General features: G+C 40.6%; 21 protein-coding genes and 1 pseudogene. 18 read left to right on the plus strand and 4 right to left on the minus strand.

The window, feature by feature from the left end; all coding sequences use genetic code 11:
• Positions 1-197 precede the first annotated feature (197 nt).
• The 7 genes from BXO88_RS00975 (at position 198) to rpsI (ending at position 7,843) form a co-directional block, all read left to right on the plus strand.
• Positions 198-1,673 (plus strand): hypothetical protein, encoded by a 1,476-nt coding sequence (locus tag BXO88_RS00975; protein ID WP_078035907.1) that lies wholly within the window; start codon positions 198-200, stop codon positions 1,671-1,673.
• Between the two features lie 311 nt (positions 1,674-1,984).
• Positions 1,985-4,024: an energy-coupling factor transporter ATPase gene (locus BXO88_RS00980; protein ID WP_078035908.1), complete on the plus strand. Its 2,040-nt coding sequence runs from the start codon at positions 1,985-1,987 to the stop codon at positions 4,022-4,024.
• Complete coding sequence (locus BXO88_RS00985) at positions 4,024-4,830, plus strand: energy-coupling factor transporter transmembrane component T family protein (protein ID WP_078035909.1); 807 nt, start codon at positions 4,024-4,026, stop codon at positions 4,828-4,830. Before BXO88_RS00980 ends, BXO88_RS00985 begins: the two co-directional genes overlap by 1 nt.
• A gap of 48 nt (positions 4,831-4,878) precedes the next feature.
• Complete coding sequence (locus BXO88_RS00990; protein ID WP_078035910.1) at positions 4,879-5,760, plus strand: tRNA pseudouridine synthase A; 882 nt, start codon at positions 4,879-4,881, stop codon at positions 5,758-5,760.
• A gap of 120 nt (positions 5,761-5,880) precedes the next feature.
• Entirely contained in the window at positions 5,881-6,537 is a 657-nt protein-coding gene (locus BXO88_RS00995) for an HAD family hydrolase (RefSeq protein WP_078035911.1), read from the plus strand.
• Between the two features lie 464 nt (positions 6,538-7,001).
• Positions 7,002-7,436 carry a 50S ribosomal protein L13 gene (gene rplM, locus BXO88_RS01000; protein ID WP_036607976.1) on the plus strand — a complete coding sequence of 145 codons (435 nt, stop codon included), beginning with the start codon at positions 7,002-7,004 and terminating at the stop codon, positions 7,434-7,436.
• Between the two features lie 14 nt (positions 7,437-7,450).
• Positions 7,451-7,843: a 30S ribosomal protein S9 gene (gene rpsI, locus BXO88_RS01005; protein ID WP_036607980.1), complete on the plus strand. Its 393-nt coding sequence runs from the start codon at positions 7,451-7,453 to the stop codon at positions 7,841-7,843.
• A 157-nt stretch (positions 7,844-8,000) separates the two neighbouring features.
• On the opposite strand, the gene BXO88_RS01010 is transcribed toward rpsI, so the two are convergent.
• Positions 8,001-9,053: a tyrosine-type recombinase/integrase gene (locus BXO88_RS01010; protein WP_044996490.1), complete on the minus strand. Its 1,053-nt coding sequence runs from the start codon at positions 9,051-9,053 to the stop codon at positions 8,001-8,003.
• 52 nt (positions 9,054-9,105) lie between these two features.
• The gene (locus BXO88_RS01015) at positions 9,106-9,636 is read right to left on the minus strand and encodes a helix-turn-helix domain-containing protein (protein WP_049932680.1); all 531 of its coding nucleotides are present in this window, start codon (positions 9,634-9,636) and stop codon (positions 9,106-9,108) included.
• A gap of 157 nt (positions 9,637-9,793) precedes the next feature.
• Between BXO88_RS01015 and BXO88_RS01020 the strand changes: the two genes are divergently transcribed.
• From BXO88_RS01020 to BXO88_RS01045, 6 genes and pseudogenes are all read left to right on the plus strand, one after another.
• Positions 9,794-10,030: a hypothetical protein gene (locus BXO88_RS01020; RefSeq protein WP_078035913.1), complete on the plus strand. Its 237-nt coding sequence runs from the start codon at positions 9,794-9,796 to the stop codon at positions 10,028-10,030.
• A gap of 134 nt (positions 10,031-10,164) precedes the next feature.
• Positions 10,165-11,142, plus strand: a pseudogene (locus tag BXO88_RS17100) (AAA family ATPase).
• Positions 11,143-11,250: 108 nt separating this feature from the next.
• Complete coding sequence (locus BXO88_RS01030) at positions 11,251-11,484, plus strand: hypothetical protein (protein ID WP_044996485.1); 234 nt, start codon at positions 11,251-11,253, stop codon at positions 11,482-11,484.
• A gap of 58 nt (positions 11,485-11,542) precedes the next feature.
• Positions 11,543-12,433, plus strand: a complete 891-nt coding sequence (locus BXO88_RS01035) for a plasmid recombination protein (RefSeq protein ID WP_078035914.1) — start codon at positions 11,543-11,545, stop codon at positions 12,431-12,433.
• The gene (locus tag BXO88_RS17210; protein ID WP_442944893.1) at positions 12,430-12,549 is read left to right on the plus strand and encodes a type III toxin-antitoxin system ToxN/AbiQ family toxin; all 120 of its coding nucleotides are present in this window, start codon (positions 12,430-12,432) and stop codon (positions 12,547-12,549) included. Before BXO88_RS01035 ends, BXO88_RS17210 begins: the two co-directional genes overlap by 4 nt.
• A 345-nt stretch (positions 12,550-12,894) precedes the next feature.
• The gene (locus tag BXO88_RS01045; protein ID WP_078035916.1) at positions 12,895-13,185 is read left to right on the plus strand and encodes an acyltransferase; all 291 of its coding nucleotides are present in this window, start codon (positions 12,895-12,897) and stop codon (positions 13,183-13,185) included.
• Positions 13,186-13,222: 37 nt separating this feature from the next.
• On the opposite strand, the gene BXO88_RS01050 is transcribed toward BXO88_RS01045, so the two are convergent.
• Entirely contained in the window at positions 13,223-13,864 is a 642-nt protein-coding gene (locus tag BXO88_RS01050) for a TetR family transcriptional regulator (protein ID WP_168171584.1), read from the minus strand.
• 138 nt (positions 13,865-14,002) lie between these two features.
• Between BXO88_RS01050 and BXO88_RS01055 the strand changes: the two genes are divergently transcribed.
• Positions 14,003-15,151, plus strand: coding sequence for an alpha/beta hydrolase (locus tag BXO88_RS01055; RefSeq protein WP_078035918.1), 1,149 nt, complete (start codon positions 14,003-14,005; stop codon positions 15,149-15,151).
• Between the two features lie 126 nt (positions 15,152-15,277).
• Here the strand turns inward: BXO88_RS01055 and BXO88_RS01060 are convergent, their stop codons facing one another.
• Complete coding sequence (locus BXO88_RS01060; RefSeq protein ID WP_078035919.1) at positions 15,278-16,150, minus strand: LysR family transcriptional regulator; 873 nt, start codon at positions 16,148-16,150, stop codon at positions 15,278-15,280.
• Positions 16,151-16,301: 151 nt separating this feature from the next.
• Between BXO88_RS01060 and BXO88_RS01065 the strand changes: the two genes are divergently transcribed.
• The 4 genes from BXO88_RS01065 to BXO88_RS01080 are packed head-to-tail and all read left to right on the plus strand — an operon-like array spanning position 16,302 to position 18,652.
• The gene (locus tag BXO88_RS01065; protein WP_078035920.1) at positions 16,302-16,520 is read left to right on the plus strand and encodes a hypothetical protein; all 219 of its coding nucleotides are present in this window, start codon (positions 16,302-16,304) and stop codon (positions 16,518-16,520) included.
• A gap of 27 nt (positions 16,521-16,547) precedes the next feature.
• Entirely contained in the window at positions 16,548-17,549 is a 1,002-nt protein-coding gene (locus BXO88_RS01070) for an alpha/beta hydrolase (protein ID WP_078035921.1), read from the plus strand.
• Positions 17,546-18,103 (plus strand): cyclophilin-like fold protein, encoded by a 558-nt coding sequence (locus BXO88_RS16775; RefSeq protein ID WP_242945119.1) that lies wholly within the window; start codon positions 17,546-17,548, stop codon positions 18,101-18,103. The genes BXO88_RS01070 and BXO88_RS16775 overlap by 4 nt, the downstream gene beginning before the upstream one ends.
• Before the next feature lie 9 nt (positions 18,104-18,112).
• Complete coding sequence (locus BXO88_RS01080) at positions 18,113-18,652, plus strand: flavodoxin family protein (protein WP_078035922.1); 540 nt, start codon at positions 18,113-18,115, stop codon at positions 18,650-18,652.
• The last annotated feature ends 16 nt before the right edge of the window (positions 18,653-18,668 follow it).

An 18,668-nucleotide genomic window follows, 5' to 3' on the forward strand; every position in this document is an offset into this window, starting at 1 on the left:
ACGCCCGAGCGTTAGAAGATATTCAGAGAATCATCCAAGTGATGATTCTCTTTTTTTATTTCAGATAAAGTATATATAACATAGGTTGCATGATATAAGCACATTTATCAAGCATCTTAAAACATTTGTAAATTGAATGATGCTCAACAAAAGTTATACTTATTGTAAACAGTTATGTTAATTTGCGGGAGAAAAATATGAGTCTGAAGAAATGCTATAATTCTGTAATACATATTATCGTTATGATGCCACTATTTGTATTTCTTTTTTGCGGGACAACCTTCGCAGGTGATACAAGTGTAAGGATTAACTCGGTTCGTATTACAGTTTCTGACTATTTAAAGAATATTGAGATAGATGGTAATGAAGAGATTCCTTCAATATCAGAAAGTGATTTTTCTGTCCCGGACAACAATCAGTATGAAATAAGTAATGTCACATGGCTTGGCAATGATAGTCTTAATATCGGAGGAACACCGAATGTTGAGATATATCTGACATCGATGGAAAAGCAGCGTACCAACGACTATTACACTTATTACTATTTCAGCGGTACATATAACAGTCAAAATGTGCATGTAAATGGAGGAAACTTTGTATCAGCCAGACTGGAAGGTAATTATGCTCTCAGAGTTGTTATTTCTCTTAAGGGAATAAAAGGGACATATCAGTCTCCATCATCCCCTGCATGGAGTTATTCAACATTGGGACTTGCAGTATGGACAGCTCCTGCCAATACCTCGGGCTATTACAAGGTAAGTCTCTTCAGAGATGGTGTGAAGACAGCGAATATCATCACGGATCAGACCTCCTTGAATATGTATCCGTATATGGTCAGAACAGGCTCCTATCACTTTGAGGTATCTACGATACCATATACAGAAGCACAAAAAAACGGCAAGGAATCCGACGCAGTAGCATCATCCACTATAAATATCAATGAAGGTGAAACTTCCGACGGGTCAGGAACGTATAATGACTCTAAGTATCTTTTAAACAGCAATAATGTTTTAAACGGTGCTCAGCTAACGGGCAATATGAATATCACCAATACAGCAGTGAATTACAATTCCGGCACGACATATACGGTGTATAACTCACATACAGGTCAGACAACAACGCTTCCGGGATACGAGAACACAGTCGTATCCAACGGCAGTACCACAACAAACACCGGTTCCTATACCACAGGAAGCTGGTACAAGGAGGGAAATTACTGGTACTTCAAGACAGTCGATGGATCAAAGGTATGCAGCGACTGGCTGTTATGGAAGAATGCGTACTACAGATTTGATTCAGATGGAAAGATGCTGACAGGCTTCTATTACAAGGATAATTTTTCTACCTATTATCTTTCTAATAGCGGGGCTTTAAAGACCGGATGGGTATTGATCAATAATACATGGTACTATATGAACCCTCAGGTTGGCGAATATTATGGACTCATGTACAGAGATGCCGTTGTAAACATTGGCGACAAGAGCTATTATTTTGATGCTGATGGAAAGATGAGGACAGGGTGGGTGATCATAAAGGATGCTGACGGCATCGACCAGTATTACTACTTCTATCCGAAGACGGCAGAAAATGGCAATAATTATGGTCATATGGCGAAGGGTACAACCATACTCGATGGTTTCACCATAGCAGCGGATGGACATTGGATCCACTGATGACGGATCCTTCTGACGTCCTGCAGGCCATCATATAAATATTTAATAATTAAAGATAATAAAAACAGAAACAAGCTTGAATTAAACAGAGCAAAGGTATATGAATATAGGGCAGACCGCACGGTCTGCCCTTGTATTTTGTTAGCAATTAAAATATACTAAATCAGATTGACAACTAATAGTTCCTTTTTAGTTGACAACCTATTAATTGATATATTTGGATTTTTGAAAGAGTAGAATATAACAGTATGAGAAGCCTGTAATATTACTCTGAGATTTTATATTACATTTAAACAGACCGGGAGAATAAAGTGAAAATCATAGAAGCGATACATTTGGCATATGATTATATCCGTACAGATGAAAATGATAAGGTCGTGGAGAAGACCCGCGCTTTAAATGACGTAAATCTGTCAATTGAAGAGGGTACCTTTGTATGTGTGCTGGGACATAACGGCTCGGGTAAATCTACCCTTGCAAAGCTCATAAATGGCCTTAATCTGCCTTCTGAGGGTACCATGCTGGTAAGTTCCAGGGATACGAAAAATGAGAAGGAAATATGGGATATCAGAAAAGAAACAGGCATGGTTTTCCAGAATCCCGACAATCAGATCATAGCTTCTGTAGTTGAAGAGGATGTAGGATTCGGACCTGAGAATATAGGTATCCCCACAGAGGAGATCTGGGAAAGAGTAAACAGAGCTCTGAAAGCTGTAGGTATGGAATCATACCGAATGAAGTCGCCTAACAGACTGAGCGGCGGTCAGAAGCAAAGAGTTGCCATTGCAGGTACCATGGCTATGATCCCGAAGACCATAGTACTTGATGAGCCAACAGCCATGCTGGATCCGAACGGTCGCGCCGAGGTAATCCGTACTGTAAAGGAGCTTAACAAGACTCAGGGAGTAACCATTATACTCATAACCCATTATATGGAAGAAACTGTCGATGCGGATCGAATTATCGTTATGGATAAGGGGCAGATGGTCATGGATGGCACTCCAAAGGAAGTCTTTAAGAACGTAAGAGCTCTCAAAGATATAAGGATGGATGTACCGGAGGTAACTGAGCTTGCATGGATGCTTAAGAACGAAGGAATGCCAATTCCGGACTCTGTGCTGACGCGAGAAGAGCTTGTTACATATCTTCAGAAGTGCCTTCCGAAGCAGGCTGATTTCCAGCCGGACTTTGTTAAGAAAAAGCCAGAACACATGGACATAACCGATCCTGTGATGCGAGTGCGCAATTTAAGCCACGTATATCAGAAGGGTACAGCCATGGAAAGCTATGCACTTAAGGATGTTTCCTTTGATGTGCAGAGAGGCTCTATTGTTGGATTTATAGGGCACACCGGTTCCGGTAAGTCAACATTGACACAGCACCTTAATGGCCTTTTAAAGGCTACCGATGGCGTAATCGAGGTAAACTTCAGGGACAATTCTGATCTTTTCAAGGTACCAGGAAAAACAAAGACAAAGGGTGCCAATGCTGACACCACTGCTTTTCGTGGAGGAAAACTCATTTCTGATATGTCGGAGAGTATAAAGATGAACCCCGATAATTCATATAATGAAGGAGCAGACAAATCGAAAAATATCGCTGTATATAGAGAAGAGCCACTGCATGAAGGAATAGCCGCAGGAGACGGAACAGGCTTCGTAAATATCTATACCGAAGGATTTGATATGAAGCAGCTCAGGTTCAAGGTTGGTCTCGTATTCCAGTATCCTGAATATCAGCTGTTCGAGATCGATGTGCTGACGGATGTTATGTTCGGGCCAAAGAATCAGGGTCTTTCACAGGAAGAAGCACAGAGGAGGGCCGAGGAGGCGCTTCAGATGGTAGGACTGGGAAAGGAATTCTGGAAGAAATCTCCGTTTGAGCTCAGCGGAGGTCAGAAGAGACGTGTAGCCATTGCAGGTGTGCTGGCAATGCACCCTGAGGTACTCATACTTGATGAGCCTACAGCGGGTCTGGACCCGGCAGGAAGAGATGATCTTTTCAAACAGATCAGATCGCTTCATGACAAGGCGAAAATGACAATTATTCTGGTGTCACATTCAATGGATGACGTGGCCAGATATACAGATCAGGTAATAGTGCTCGATCATGGTGAACTCAGGATGACAGGAACACCGGAAGAGATCTTTAAGAGATATAAGGAACTGGAGGAAATGGGGCTGGGCGCACCTCAGATGACCTACCTCATTCATGATCTCAAGGATGTAGGCATTCGCTTTGAGGACAGACCTGACACGGTTGAAGAAATGGCAAATTGTATAGTTGATCTTTGGAAACGTTATAATAAGATAGCAGAAGCGGAAAAAGCTTCCGGAAAGGAGGCCGAGTAATGTTCAGAGAGATAACACTTGGACAGTATTATCCGGTTGATTCTGTTATCCACAGGCTTGATCCGAGAGTGAAACTCATGGGCACGCTGGTATTCCTGGTTGCTCTGTTTATAGTGAACAGCTGGACTATGTATGGTGTAGCAGCAATCGTACTGGCAGTACTTATAAAGTTAAGCAACGTTCCTTTTAAATTCATGACCAAGGGACTAAAGAGCATACTGATACTGCTGCTGATATCAGTCAGCTTTAACCTGTTCCTTACTCCGGGTGAGCCTCTCTTTCAGTTTGGTATCTTAAAGATCTCCCATGAGGGACTTGAGATAGCACTTAAGATGGGCATAAGACTGGTTCTTCTGGTGCTTGGCTCATCACTTATGACATTGACAACAACGCCTAATCAGCTTACCGACGGTATGGAAAAGGGACTGGGGATATTTAAGAAAATAGGAGTTCCTGTACATGAGATTTCCATGATGATGTCTATAGCGCTTAGATTTATCCCTATTCTTGTAGAGGAAACAGACAAGATCATGAAAGCTCAGCAGGCAAGAGGCGCTGATTTTGAGTCAGGAAATATCATAGACAGAGCAAAGGCGATGGTTCCTATACTTGTTCCGCTTTTCATAAGTGCATTCAGAAGAGCAAACGACCTTGCTATGGCTATGGAAGCTCGCTGCTATCATGGAGGAGAGGGCAGAACCAAGATGAAGCCGCTTAAGTATGAAGGAAGAGACAGAGCGGCATATCTTCTTATGATAATATATCTGGCGGTTTGTATCGCTTCCAGATTCGTAAAACTTATATAACGAAAAAATACGATACAAAAATCAGGATGATATTGAGGAAAATGCCTTGTGAAAAGACGCATTAAACTGACAATTTCATATGATGGCAGTAACTATAAAGGCTGGCAGATACAGAATCCGACCAGAGAGAGACCAGAGGGAGATAAGCCGACGATTCAGGGGATGCTGACCCTGGCAATAGGCAATCTGATTAAGGGAGAAGAAATTCTGCTTATCGGTGCCAGCAGAACAGACAGTGGAGTGCATGCAAGGGGTAATGTTGCAGTCTTTGATACAGAATCTTCCATACCTGCAGAGAACTTCCCCTTTGCCATAAACAGCTTTCTGCCGGAGGATATAAGAGTTCTGAAGGCGGAAGAAGTAGATCCGGACTTCAATCCCAGGTTTGTTCCCCATAAAAAGACCTATGAGTATAAGATAGATAACAGTCTTATACAGCTTCCTGTGAATAGATTGTACACATACAACTTTACATATGCTCTGGATCTCGAAAATATGCAAAAAGCTGCTGACTATCTTGTTGGAGAACATGATTTTACAAGCTTTGTAAATCCTGACAGTCAGGTTTTTGAACATGGAGGAGATGCTGTAAGAGAGATATACAGCGTTGAAATTCACGGAGAAATGATAAGTACTGGAGAAAATTCCAGTACTGTTAAAAAGTCAGAAAATACGAAATTTAGCGGTGAAAAGGTAGCTAAGAGCAGAAGAGTAAAGGAGTCTGAATCACAGCTTATCACCGTAAGGATAAGTGGTAATGGATTTTTGTACCATATGATACGTATCATAGTGGGAACTTTACTTCAGGTAGGGAACGGAAAAAGGTCTCCTGAAGAGATAAAGGAGATACTAAAGGTCAAAGACAGGACAAAAGCAGGTCCTACCGTGCCTGCAAAGGGACTCTGCCTTGTAGAACTTTGTTACCCCTAAAATGAAAGAGTGCTTGGGTCTGAAAGCTTCAGATCATAAGCACTCCGTTTTTATAGGTGGCTTTTTAATAATAGAAATACACATAATAAAGATTACAAGAGAAATAAAGGGAACAGTACTATGAAATATAAAGATATTAAAGGGTTTATCTTTGACATGGACGGAACGATGTTCGATACAGAAAGGGTGTATTATAAATTCTGGAAAGTTACAGCCGAGGAGCGCGGATTCATTATTACCGATGAAATGATAGATAAGATGAGAGGGGCTTCTGTCGAGAATATAGGGGTACTTTTCAAAAAAATTAATCCTGATTTTGACTATATGGAGGAACGTGCGATCAGAAAAGGACATATATATGACTATTTAAGGGAGCATGGGATACCAAAAAAGGAAGGGCTGGACGAACTGTTTTCATGGCTCATGGAAAAGGGATATAAGCTGGCTCTTGGATCCTCTTCCATAAAAGAACAGGTCATGATGTACCTGGACGAAACAGATTATACTGGAAAATTTGACTATATATGTGCCGGCGATATGATCAGTAACGGCAAGCCTGCACCGGATATTTATCTGCACTGTGCTGAAAAACTGGGACTAAATCCTGAGGAATGCATAGTTGTTGAGGATTCACCTAATGGAATAAGGGCCGGATATGCTGCAGGATGTAAGGTTTTCGGCATCAAGGACATGAGCGAGCTTACGGAGGTCAGGGAAATGCTTACAGAAGAGCCGGAGACATTGACAGATATCATAAGGATATTTGAGGAGAGTTAGTCTTTCGGGAAAAGAATGCGTCGAGAACAGTTGTGATAATGATTTGTATAGTAGTGATTTCTTTATACGGAAGAGAACATAACAGATATCTGTAGACATTTCTAAATGGAATCTGATGATTAAGATTGTAAAGAGAAAATAAAATGTTTACAGCTGTATTGACAGCATTTGCAATTCAAAATATAATACATGATGCTGTCTGATAAAACGGCGTAGTTTCTATGCTGTTAAGACAGGTAACTATTTACAGCAGGGTTCGATATAGAGCCCGGGCTACATTAAATACTGAAATCAGTCTCAGAGTGGACCACTTGCAAAGCTGATAAGCTGTTTTGACGGTTTGTCATGATGCTGGCCGTAAGCTTTCCATAAGGAAGCGAGCATATAACCCGATGCAGGCAAGCAGGCAGAAGTTCTGTTTTGGACAGAGACCAGAGTAAGTAGCCTTATAACAGGAGGTTGTTATGAATTCATACGTAGCTACAGCTTCTACTATTGCACAGGACAGAAAGTGGTATGTAGTAGACGCAGAGGGTAAGACACTTGGTCGTCTTGCATCAGAAGTTGCTAAGGTTCTTCGCGGAAAGAACAAGCCAACTTACACACCATTCCTTGATTGCGGAGATTACGTAATCATCGTTAACGCAGAGAAGATCGCTGTTACAGGTAAGAAGCTTGATCAGAAGATTTATCGCACACATTCCAGATATGTTGGTTCAATGCGTGAGACAACACTTCGTGATCTCAAGGCTAAGAAGCCTGAGAAGGTAATCGAGTATGCTGTTAAGGGTATGCTTCCTCACGGACCATTAGGCAGACAGATGTATAAGAAGCTTTTCGTATACGCTGGCGCAGACCACAAGCACCAGGCTCAGAAGCCTGTTGAGCTTACAATCTAAGGGAGGATATCAAAATGGCTACAAACAGAAATTACGGAACAGGTAGAAGAAAGTCTTCTGTTGCAAGAGTTTACATTATGCCTGGAACAGGTAAGATCACAATCAACAAGAGAAGCCTTGACGAGTACTTCGGTCTTGATACACTGAAGCTTATCGTTAATCAGCCACTCGTTCTTACACAGAATGTTGGCAAGCTTGATATTCTTGTTAACGTACACGGTGGTGGTACAACAGGTCAGGCTGGTGCTATCCGTCACGGTATCTCAAGAGCACTTTGCGAGATGGATATCGAGTACAGACCAGTTCTCAAGAAGGCTGGATTCCTTACAAGAGATCCAAGAATGAAGGAGAGAAAGAAGTACGGTCTCAAGTCCGCACGTCGTGCTCCTCAGTTCTCAAAGAGATAATCTTTGGAGAATCGAAAAGAATTCACAAACCTCAGAAACCTCGTGTTTCTGGGGTTTTTCTTTACTCAGAAACGCTGTGGGATGGTATGAAAATCAAGAAATTTTAGACGGTAATAAGCAAGTAATAAGCAGGTAAGAAGCAAAATTCGTATTTGCTTCAAATCTGATTTATCGCTTCCAATAGGGCTTTTACATCAAGGTGTGTGTACACCTTTTCGGTGAGAGACATGGCTCCGGAATGACCAACTATGCTTTTTATCATAGTCGGATCCACATGTGCTTCTGCTAACATAGAGATGCAGGTATGTCTGGTATCGTGTGGATTATGATCTAAGCCAATATTTTCCATTAAGGCATTCCAATATGTTGTGTGGTAGTTCCAGTAAGCAAAGTGTTCGTTATCCGGTGTATGAAGAAGGTATTCACAATCGGAACTTTCGTACCAGGACTTGTAGAAGGGCAATACTTTGTCTGCTATCGGAACTCTTCTTATGCCGCTTTTGGTTTTGCTGGCAACTACATCGAAGTACTGTTCTTCAAGATTCACATTCTCTTTCTTTAGATCCAGAAATTCCGTTATTCTGCAACCGTTATAGATAAGCATTAAAACAATTTGGATGAATGGGTCATCCTTCATAGTCCAAAGTTTATCCACTTCACTTCTTGTAAACTTATTGTGATCACGTTTGTCCGGATTTTTGTCACTGTGTTTTAGGATATCCACATAAGTTGAGTAATCCTTGATGCATATGTCATTCTGCATGGCATATTTGTAAAGCTGATTGAACAAGGTTTTTATTTTCTTTAGTGTAGGAAAATTCTTGTTGCAAGAATCTATCACATATTGCAGGTCGGCAAGCTTTATGTCCCTAAAAGGCTTTTTGTATAGCGTTCCGCATACGTTATAGGACGCTTCATAGCCATGAATATTGGACTTGGATATCGTGGGAAATTTACTTTTTGACCAATATTCATATACATCCTGAAAAGTCAGCCTTGCAAGTTTAGTATCAAATGGGTTCCGGTGATAATCCGCCAACATTTGCTGACCTTCAGCACGTGTGCTGGCATAGCCCACAATAATGTACTTTTGTACCTGCTTTTCCTTTACAGGATCAAATTCCCATCCATCGGTAATTCGTACCATGTAGGGTTTTCTTCGTTTACCAGACATTTTAAAAACACTTCCATATCCGTTTGGTGATTTCAAATTTTCAAACCTCCTATGTTTTATTTACCCAGGATATTTATGATAAAAGGACTTAACCTTCATCAACGCTTTTATCTTTTAACGTGATGTTTGAATAATATGAGAGCTCAGTCTCAAACCAGTGATCGAATTGCGCCTTAGAATGTGCTGTGTTATCAAGATTTTCTATTTCATCAGAATATCTCTCAAGAAACAGGCAAAGATCCTGGTTTAATTCCGCATCTTTGTTGTTTCCGTCAAATTTAAGGGTACAACTCCATTCCCCATCATTATCAGGTTTCTTAACAGTAACATCGAAATGTATACCAGCTTTCTTATTTAGTTCGTTAATTACATAAAGCACATCGGATAATGTTTCGAGATGTATTTCCTGTTTCTGATATCCGATAAGATGTGATGGAGAAACATTCAAAACTTTAGCGATTTCATTGAGCATAGCGAAAGATGGCTCTATTTCTCCGCTTTCATATTTTTGAACAGTGCGCATTGTCTTGCCAAGTCTGTCAGCAAGTTCAGTCTGATTCATGCCTGCAGCTTTTCTTGCGTCTCTTATTTTTATTCCTAAATCTGTTTTTTCTTTCATGATATTCACCTCGTAACTGAATTGTAACATGAAGCTGTGCGAATTGTAAAGACGTTATACGAACCAAAACGTCGTAAACGTGTTGACATATGAAATAAAAGGGTATATCATCAAAATGCGAACAAATAGTTCGTAAATCAAAAGAAGGGAGAAATATATGACAGAAGCACAAAACTATCAGGAGATTCCACATTTTACAGGAAGAAACGTATCCATTGCGGAGATTGCAGATGCAATGCATAAGGACAGGCAATTTGTAAGGGTTGGGATTCAGAAAGGATATCTGAAATTTGGGGTTGCCTTTAAACCGGAAAATTCCACCGAATATAGTTATTACTGTCCTGATAAAAGGGTATGGGAAGAAATCGGATACTTTTGTCCGGAAGCAGGTTAATGGCAAAAAAATAGACTTACCTGTTCGCACCAGATAAGTCTACAAGTAAAAGCCGGAGCCTTTATCAAATTCATTAAGAGTATAACAAGACCTCCGGCTTTACACAACAGATAAAGAATGTAAGGAGGGTAAAAATGGAAGAATTAAAGACTGAATTGAAACTGATTCAAATGTCATCCATTGAAGCAGAAGAAGTTTCATGGCTGTGGTATCCGTTTATACCATTCGGAAAGCTGACCATAATTCAGGGAGATCCTGGAGATGGTAAGACAACGATGGTTTTGAATATTGCAGCTAAACTCTCAAAGGGTGAAACCTTTGATGATCATATGATCGGCGGTGATCCGATCAATATCATATATCAGACTGCTGAGGATGGACTTGCAGACACGGTAAAACCCCGTTTGGAGTCGGCAGGGGCAGATTGTACACGTATAAGTGTAATAGATGAGAGTGATAAATCGCTTTCCATGGCGGATTCGAGAATAGAAGAAGCGTTGATACAGACAAAAGCAAAGCTACTGATATTGGATCCGATACAGGCATATCTTGGTGGTGAAATGGATATGAACCGGGCCAATGAGGCCAGAGATATGACTAAACGACTCGGAGCTTTAGCTGAAAAATATTAATGCGCAATTGTCCTTATCGGTCATATGAATAAGGCATCCGGAAATAAAGCGGCTTACCGGGGAATGGGATCAATAGACTTCTACGCTGTAGCACGAAGTGTACTTCTTGTTGGAAGAATTGAAGGGGAACCTAACTTGAGAGCAATGGTTCAAATAAAGAATAATCTGGCAGCATTTGGCAATTCAAAAGCATTTGAACTATCAGAGGAAGGTTTCACCTGGATTGGTGATTACGAAATAACAGCGGATGAAGTGCTTGGGGGAGTTATGCCAAGGGCGAATAAGCAGGAGAAGGCGAAAGAGATATTAAGAAAAATGGCTGAAACACGAAGTTTGGTTCCGAGTAGTGAAATAATGGAACATGCCAAAGAAGAAGGCATATCAAAGAGAACTATGGAAAATGCAAAAAAGGAACTTGATATAAAAGCCAAGAAGCAAAATAACGTTTGGTATTGGAATTTGGATAACTATAGACATTAAGGAAGAATGCAACAATGCAGGTTGTAAGGGATTGCGGACTTAAACAGTGCAAGGTTGCAAAGTTGTAAATACTCTGCATTGTTGCGGACTTGAAGGAAAGGATATGAAATGAAGAATGTACTTATTTCAAGAGAACTGTTTCTGATGATTCTGAAATATCATTTATTTGGGATAGAAAGATTTGATGAAGATATCAGAAAGGGATTAAAAGACAAACTGCATAGCATGGAAAGACATGATACTTACAGTAAGTCGAAAACGGCACCAACGGAAGCAGAAAGGGAGAAATCTCGCAAGGAGTATTTGGATATGATCGGGATGCATCAGGATTACAGATGGTGATTCTGCTTACAGAGATAGTACGAGCGTGTGAAACACGCTTGTTGATAATCCGGCAAAAATGCTTATCGATTATGCGGAGCGGAACTCCGCGAACATAATCGATAACCCCCTATGGATAATGACACTACGTATCATTATCCGGGGGCTCTGCGAGGCGGATAGAGCCATTCTATATGCATATGAATCAAGATGGAAAGGAGTTTGGATGATATCGTATTCGTTACATCTGTCAAATAAAAAGCATGCATTGAACACTGTAAAAAAGGTTAGTACTGCTAGTAAACATAATATGAGACAATTTAAAAGCGAAGATTATTGCAAAGATAATATCATTGTAATAAGGGGAAGTGATAATATCCTTGAGGATGTGAAGAAAAAGTATCATGAAGAATTTGATGAAGCATTGGTTAAGTACAATGAGGGTAAAAGATCAGACCGTAAGATACAGGATTACCTAAAATATGTGTCGGAAAGTGGGAAGAACGATGTGGCAGCGGAGATAATAATTCAGCTGGGAGATGAAGAATTTTGGCATGACAAGTCGATGAATCTGCAGAGAAAGATGGTTCCGATACTTGAAGAACAGGTCCGGCATCTGGAGGAACTTGTTCCGGATTTCAAAATAGTATCAGCTGTGGTTCATCTGGATGAACATTCACCCCATGCTCATATCATTGGGGTTCCGATAGGACGAGGATATAAGCGTGGAATGGAGAAACAGGCAGCCAAAACCAAGGTTTTTACTCAGGACACTCTGAAAACACTTCAGGATCAGATGCACAAGCATGCTGAGAGGGATATGGAAGCTCACCCGGAGATTTTTGAGGGAGAAAGTCTGAAAGAAATCGAACAGGGTAGGAACAGTGACTGGTCGAAGGAATTCTACATTACAGGTTCTTATTGCAGGCTGAAAGCAGAGAAATCAACAGGCAAAAAAATAGAATATTGAAAAATGCAGATATTGTATATAAGCATAAGCTGAGAAATGGTGATAATACACCATTAGCTAAAAGGACTAATGACTTTAGCAAGCTTGAAAAGGCTTGTAATTCATATTGTAATTAATAGAGTTAGTTCTCCTTCCTGCCGTCACCGAGAGCCCTGGGCTGCTCCCGGTAAGAAACAGGTAATAAGCAAAAACTTCTGAAAATGGCGGAATTTCAAGCTTTTCACCATGCCCTCAGTTCTCAAAGCGATAATCGTTGGAGAATCGAAAAGAGTTCACAAACCTCAGAAACCTCGTGTTTCTGGGGTTTTTCTTTTATCTATAATTGTATTAAGTAGTGGTGAAACGCAGAAAATTTTGTACCGTAAACAGCGAGTAAACAGCAGGTAGTTCCACCATTTACAACTGATTTTGGTGCGAATATTACACTCGGTGAAAATGTCTATATAAATGCATTTGTTTCCATGCAGGATCAGGGGGGTATCTATATAGAAGATGGGGCATTGATAGGACATCATGTGGTGCTTGCAACCTTGAATCATGAACTGAATGAGGCGCATCGACATGATCTGATAGCAAAGCCGATACATATCGGTAAAAATGCATGGATAGGAGCCCGTTCAACAATACTTCAGGGCGTTACTGTTGGAGATAATGCAGTCATAGCTGCAGGAGCGGTTGTGACTAAGGATGTACCTGCCAATAGTATTGTTGGGGGTGTACCTGCCCGACTTATAAAAAGAATTGATGAATAAAAAACATCACATGTACAAGTAAAATTAATGTCCTACATCAACTTATATATTCATGTATGCACATGAGTATAAATTTTTTCATGGATTCTATAAAATCAACCGGTATGTCCTTAAAACCTGCCAGTTTAGATGCTTCCTTTGCTATTGGATTTACGGTACATACGCCGTTAAGTCCTAGAGCATGGAAGAATACACTTGAATAAACCTTTGCAAATGTATCTGGCGTGCAATTCAGATACTCTGCAAAGTGTTCAATTACCATTCCGTTATATCTATAAAAAATTTTTTTGAATTTTACCAGTTTTTCCAGTGAAACGTTCGTTTCCAAAATCACCTGTAGAAGACTGTAGTAAGTAAGATAATCCTTGTTGCTGTTTATTATTCCTGCCCATATAGAGGATATTGTTTCGTGATCAAAATTAGAACCAATTGGGCAGGCAGTGATTATTTCATTACTTTGCTTTATGTGTTTATCGGCAAGTATTTCGAGAATTATTTCTTCCTTTGTTGATACATATTTATATAATGTAGCACGAGACCAACCAAGACTGCTGGCTATGGTTGCAAGAGAAATCTCGTGATAAGAAGTTTCCAGAATCATTTTTTCGGTTATATCTTTTATCTCTTTTAATCGTTCTTCCCTTTGTTCATCTGAACGGGCTCTTACAAAATCAGGCATTACTATCCCCTCTAAATCCATTGACTGATACTTGTTAGATACTAACATAAAATTTAAATGTTGACAATAATACATATAGATGCTAATGTGCCATATAACAGTACACAGTGTATTCTAAAAACAAAGGAGAACTTGAAGATGAAAAGAAAGATAATAATGATATTACTTGCCATGACACTTGCAACAACCGCTATTGTAGGATGTGGAGCACAGGCTGCAGGCAATAATGAAGATGTAACAATATCAGATACAAAAGAAACTGAAAATGATGAGGAGGAACAGGACCTTATGAACGTAGTCAATACTGATAATAAAAATCTTGCAACACGTATTTCAGAGGAAGAAGATCATTATATATTTGAAATTGAGGATGGAGTCACAAGAGAAAAAGTTTATTACAAAAATCGATTTGGTATAGAGATTGCAGCAGATCTTTATAAACCTGCTGACTTTGATGAGAATAGTTCTTATTCAGCTATTGTAGTAGGACCTCCTTTTGGTGGTGTCAAAGAACAGGGACCCGGAGTATACGCAAATCAGCTTGCAAAAAGAGGCTTCGTTGCTGTAGCGTTTGATCCTTCATTTCATGGTTACAGTGGAGGTGAGGTTAGATACTCAGGCTCATCATCCACATATGTAGAAGATTTCAGCGCCGGTGTGGATTATCTTGGGACTCTTTCATATGTAGACAGAGAAAAGATAGGCGCGATCGGAATATGTGGATCCGGTGGATTTGCAATATCAGCTGCATCCCTTGACCCAAGAATAAAAGCAGTTGCTACAAGTGCTCTTTATGATATAGCAGGGAATATGAATGCACTTCCGACAGAAGCGAGAAATCAGATGTTGTCCCAGGCTGCTGATATGAGATGGGCAAGAGTTGATGGAAGCACTGAGACTTGGCTCAAGTCATATCCTGATGAGCCTGCTGAAGAAATTCCGGATGGCCTCGATGCAAATAGCGCAGAGTTCTTTGAATTTTACGGTACTTCAAGAGGCTGGCATGAAAATGCACTTGGAAATGTGACAATGGAATCCATGATGGATCTTATGACACTGCCTACAACTGGTCATGTGTCTGAAATAGTCCAGCCTGTTTTAATGATTACCGGAGATATTGCCCACAGCAAGAGCTTTACAGATGATATCTACAATCAACTGACAGGTAATAATAAAGAACTGATAGTTGTAGAGGGTGCACGACACATAGATCTTTATGATGATGTGGAAAAGATTCCATTTGATGATATTGCACGATTCTTTAATAATGCCTTTGATGGTGAATAAAATGATAAAGGAAATACTTAGGAACGTCGATTGGATTACAACCATTGAAATTGCATAAAACTAATAAGAATTTACAGATTGTCCTCACCTTATTTTTCAGCTCAAGCTCGGCAAGATGAATCAAAATTAAAATGAATCCTTCACTTGGTTGAGAAATTTCTCGGCTATAGGCGTAAAGGTCTGGTATTTGTTCCAAATCAGGTACAACTTTGTTTCCTGCTTTGGAGATAGCGGTCTGAATACAAGGTCGCTTTCTTCGGAACAGTTAATGAGATGTTCAAAAGTAAGAAGAATTCCAAGACCTTCTTTTGCGAACATGGAGGCATTATAAGAAAGCCGGAAAGAGCCTTCCAGATGGAGCTTGGGATGGTGTTCTCCGGCCCATTCAGGTATTTCAATATTCCAGCTTTGTTCAGAGCAGTAGAGCGGCTGTCCGATGAGGTCAGTTGCTTTAATGCTCTTTTTCTTTGCCAGAGGATGGCTTTTTAACATAACTGCTCCCCATCGATCGGAATCGGGGAAAACGATATATTCATATTTGTCCGTGTTTGGCGTTTCGCATATTACTCCAAAATCCAGAAGTCCTTTATCGAGTTTTTCGGTTACCTGTTCAGTGTCTCCGCTGGTGATGTGATAGGTAAAGCCTGGATATCTATCCTTCAGTTTTTTTATCTCACGGGCAAGCAGACTGATCTGATAGGATTCCGCCAGACCAAAATAGATATCTCCGCCGGTGATGTCATCTAAAGAAATGAATTCCTGCTCAATTTTATCGGCCATTGCTACAAGATCTTCTGCTCGGTCGCGAAGAAGCATTCCTTCGTCTGTGAGTTTGATAGAAAAGCTGTGTCGGGTAAAGAGCTTTTTGCCAAGTTCATCTTCCAGGGCTTTAAGTGTTTTCGATAATGTTGGTTGAGTCACATGAAGGATTTCTGCAGCATGGGACATGTTTTCTTCTCTGGCTACCGCAAGAAAGTAACGAAGGTTTTTTATTTCCACTTTTTTCTCCTCTCGCAATGGACTTGAAATGCAATATGATATGCCAAAATGAAATATCATGATATTCATTTTATTCATTAGCGTATTTCATGTCAATCAATTATGCTGATTATAGAAGGTAAAAACAACGAATTTATGCGGAGAATTGGCGATGGAATTGAAAACGATGATCGACTGTCTGTCTGATGTCGGATGCGACGATAAGCAGAAAGAAATGGCGAAGCTGTTTTTTGAATTTGGGCAGAAGTCTGAGTTGATCGGATATCTGAAGAAATGTAGATGCAGTCTGATAGAAGAAATGCATGAGAGCCAGAAAAAAGTAGACCGCATGGATTATCTGATTCGGCGGGCAGAAAAGGAAGCAGAATAATAACACAACCCACAGGAGGATGGAGCAATGATCAGAAAAGAAGAACTTAAGCTGGTGCAGGAATGGGATAAGACTTTTTCAAAGAGTGATAAGGTAGAGCACAGCAAAGTAACCTTTGTGAACAGATATGGAATTACCCTTGCAGCAGATATGTATGTCCCCAAAAATGCGGAAGGAAGGCTTCCGGCAATCGCTGTCAGTGGACCATTTGGTGCAGTTAAAGAGCAGTGCAGCGGATTATATGCGCAGACCATGGCAGAGAGAGGCTTCATTACAATCGCGTTTGATCCTTCTTTTACCGGTGAAAGTGGCGGAAACGTAAGATATATGGCATCGCCTGATATCAATACGGAAGATTTCATGGCGGCAGTGGACTTCCTTTCTCTGAATGAGAAAGTAGATCCTGAGAGGATCGGAATCCTTGGAATATGTGGCTGGGGCGGAATGGCCATCAATACGGCTGCACTTGATACAAGGGTAAAAGCGACTGTGGCTTCCACTATGTATGATATGACAAGAGTAAATGCAAACGGATATTTTGACTCTGCAGATTCTGAGGAGGCCAGATATGAAGCGAAGAAAGCACAGTGTGCACAGCGCTTGGAAGATCTGAAAAATGGTGAATATAAGCAGGGCGGTGGAGTGGTAGATCCGCTTCCTGAGGATGCGCCGTTTTTTGTCGTGGACTATCATGATTATTACAAGACTGATCGAGGGTATCATGTAAGATCACTTAATTCCAACGGCGGCTGGAATGTGATTGGATGCGAGTCGTTTGTAAACCAGCCGATTCTGAAGTACAGCAACGAGATCAGAAGCGCAGTTCTTCTTATTCACGGAGAAAAAGCACATTCTTGTTATTTCTCAAAAGACGCATATGCTGCAATGATAAAAGGCAGTAAGTATGCTGATAATAAGGAACTTATGATCATTCCTGATGCTGTTCATACCGATTTGTATGATGGTGGTGGAAAGAATGCGATTCCTTTTGATAAGTTGGAGAGTTTCTATAGGGAGTATCTGAAATGAAAAGAACGGTTTTCTTTATAGCTTCGGTGATGCTATGTATCTCGATAGTCTTTGGCTGTGGCAATATTGCAACGAAAGCGGAACCGACGCCTGCTGTTAGCGTGGATAATAATAGACCATCTGAGGAAAAGGCTAATGAACAGGTGACCGAAGAAGTAAAACCGAATGCAACAGAGGAGGATACAGATCCGGAGCCGGAAGGAGAGTTAGGCATGGTCATGATAATCGGTGATACAAAAGTGGATGTTATCTGGGAAAACAATGCTTCTGTAAATGAACTGAAAGAACTTGCGTCAGAGGGACTTGAAATCTCAATGTCTATGTATGGTGGATTTGAACAGGTTGGATCTCTCGGCAAGAGCATCACTCGTAATGACGAACAGACAACTACGTCGGCAGGGGACATTGTCCTTTATTCGGGAAATCAGCTGGTAGTTTTTTATGGTTCCAATTCATGGTCGTACACAAGACTTGGAAAGATCGATCTGTCCAAAGAAGAACTGACAAAGCTACTTGGTAACGGAGATGCTACCATTTCACTTAGCATGGAATAAGGAGGGCAAATGGCTAAAAATGTACTTATAATTGAAACAAGCTTCAGGGCAAATAGCAATTCCGACAGACTTGCAGAGAGCTTTGCAGAAGGCGCAAAAGCGGCTGGGAATGATGTTGAAATTATTTCACTTAAAGGAAAGAACATCGGCTTCTGTACCGGGTGCTTTGGGTGCCAGAAGATAGGATATTGTGTGATCAAAGATGATGCAAATGAAATCACTGAGAAGATCCTTGAAGCTGATGTAGTCGTTTGGTCCACGCCAATTTACTACTACGAGATGAGTGGACAAATGAAGACCATGATAGACCGGGCAAATTCTCTGTATCCCAGGGATTACAAATTTAGAGAGGTTTATCTTTTGTCTGTTGCGGCTGAAGATGAAGATTATGTCGATAAGAATGCTGCCGGCGGTGTACAAGGTTGGGTGGACTGCTTTGAAAAAGCAGTGTTTAAAGGAAAAGTCTTTGCTGGTGGTGTAAATGATCCGGATGAGATTGAAGGCCATAAGGCTTTAGGTGAAGCCTATTCTATGGGGAATACAATCTAAGTGATGGTGCGTAAAT

Origin of the sequence: Oribacterium sp. C9 (assembly GCF_002007235.1) — a bacterium.
Lineage (GTDB): Bacteria > Bacillota > Clostridia > Lachnospirales > Lachnospiraceae > Oribacterium.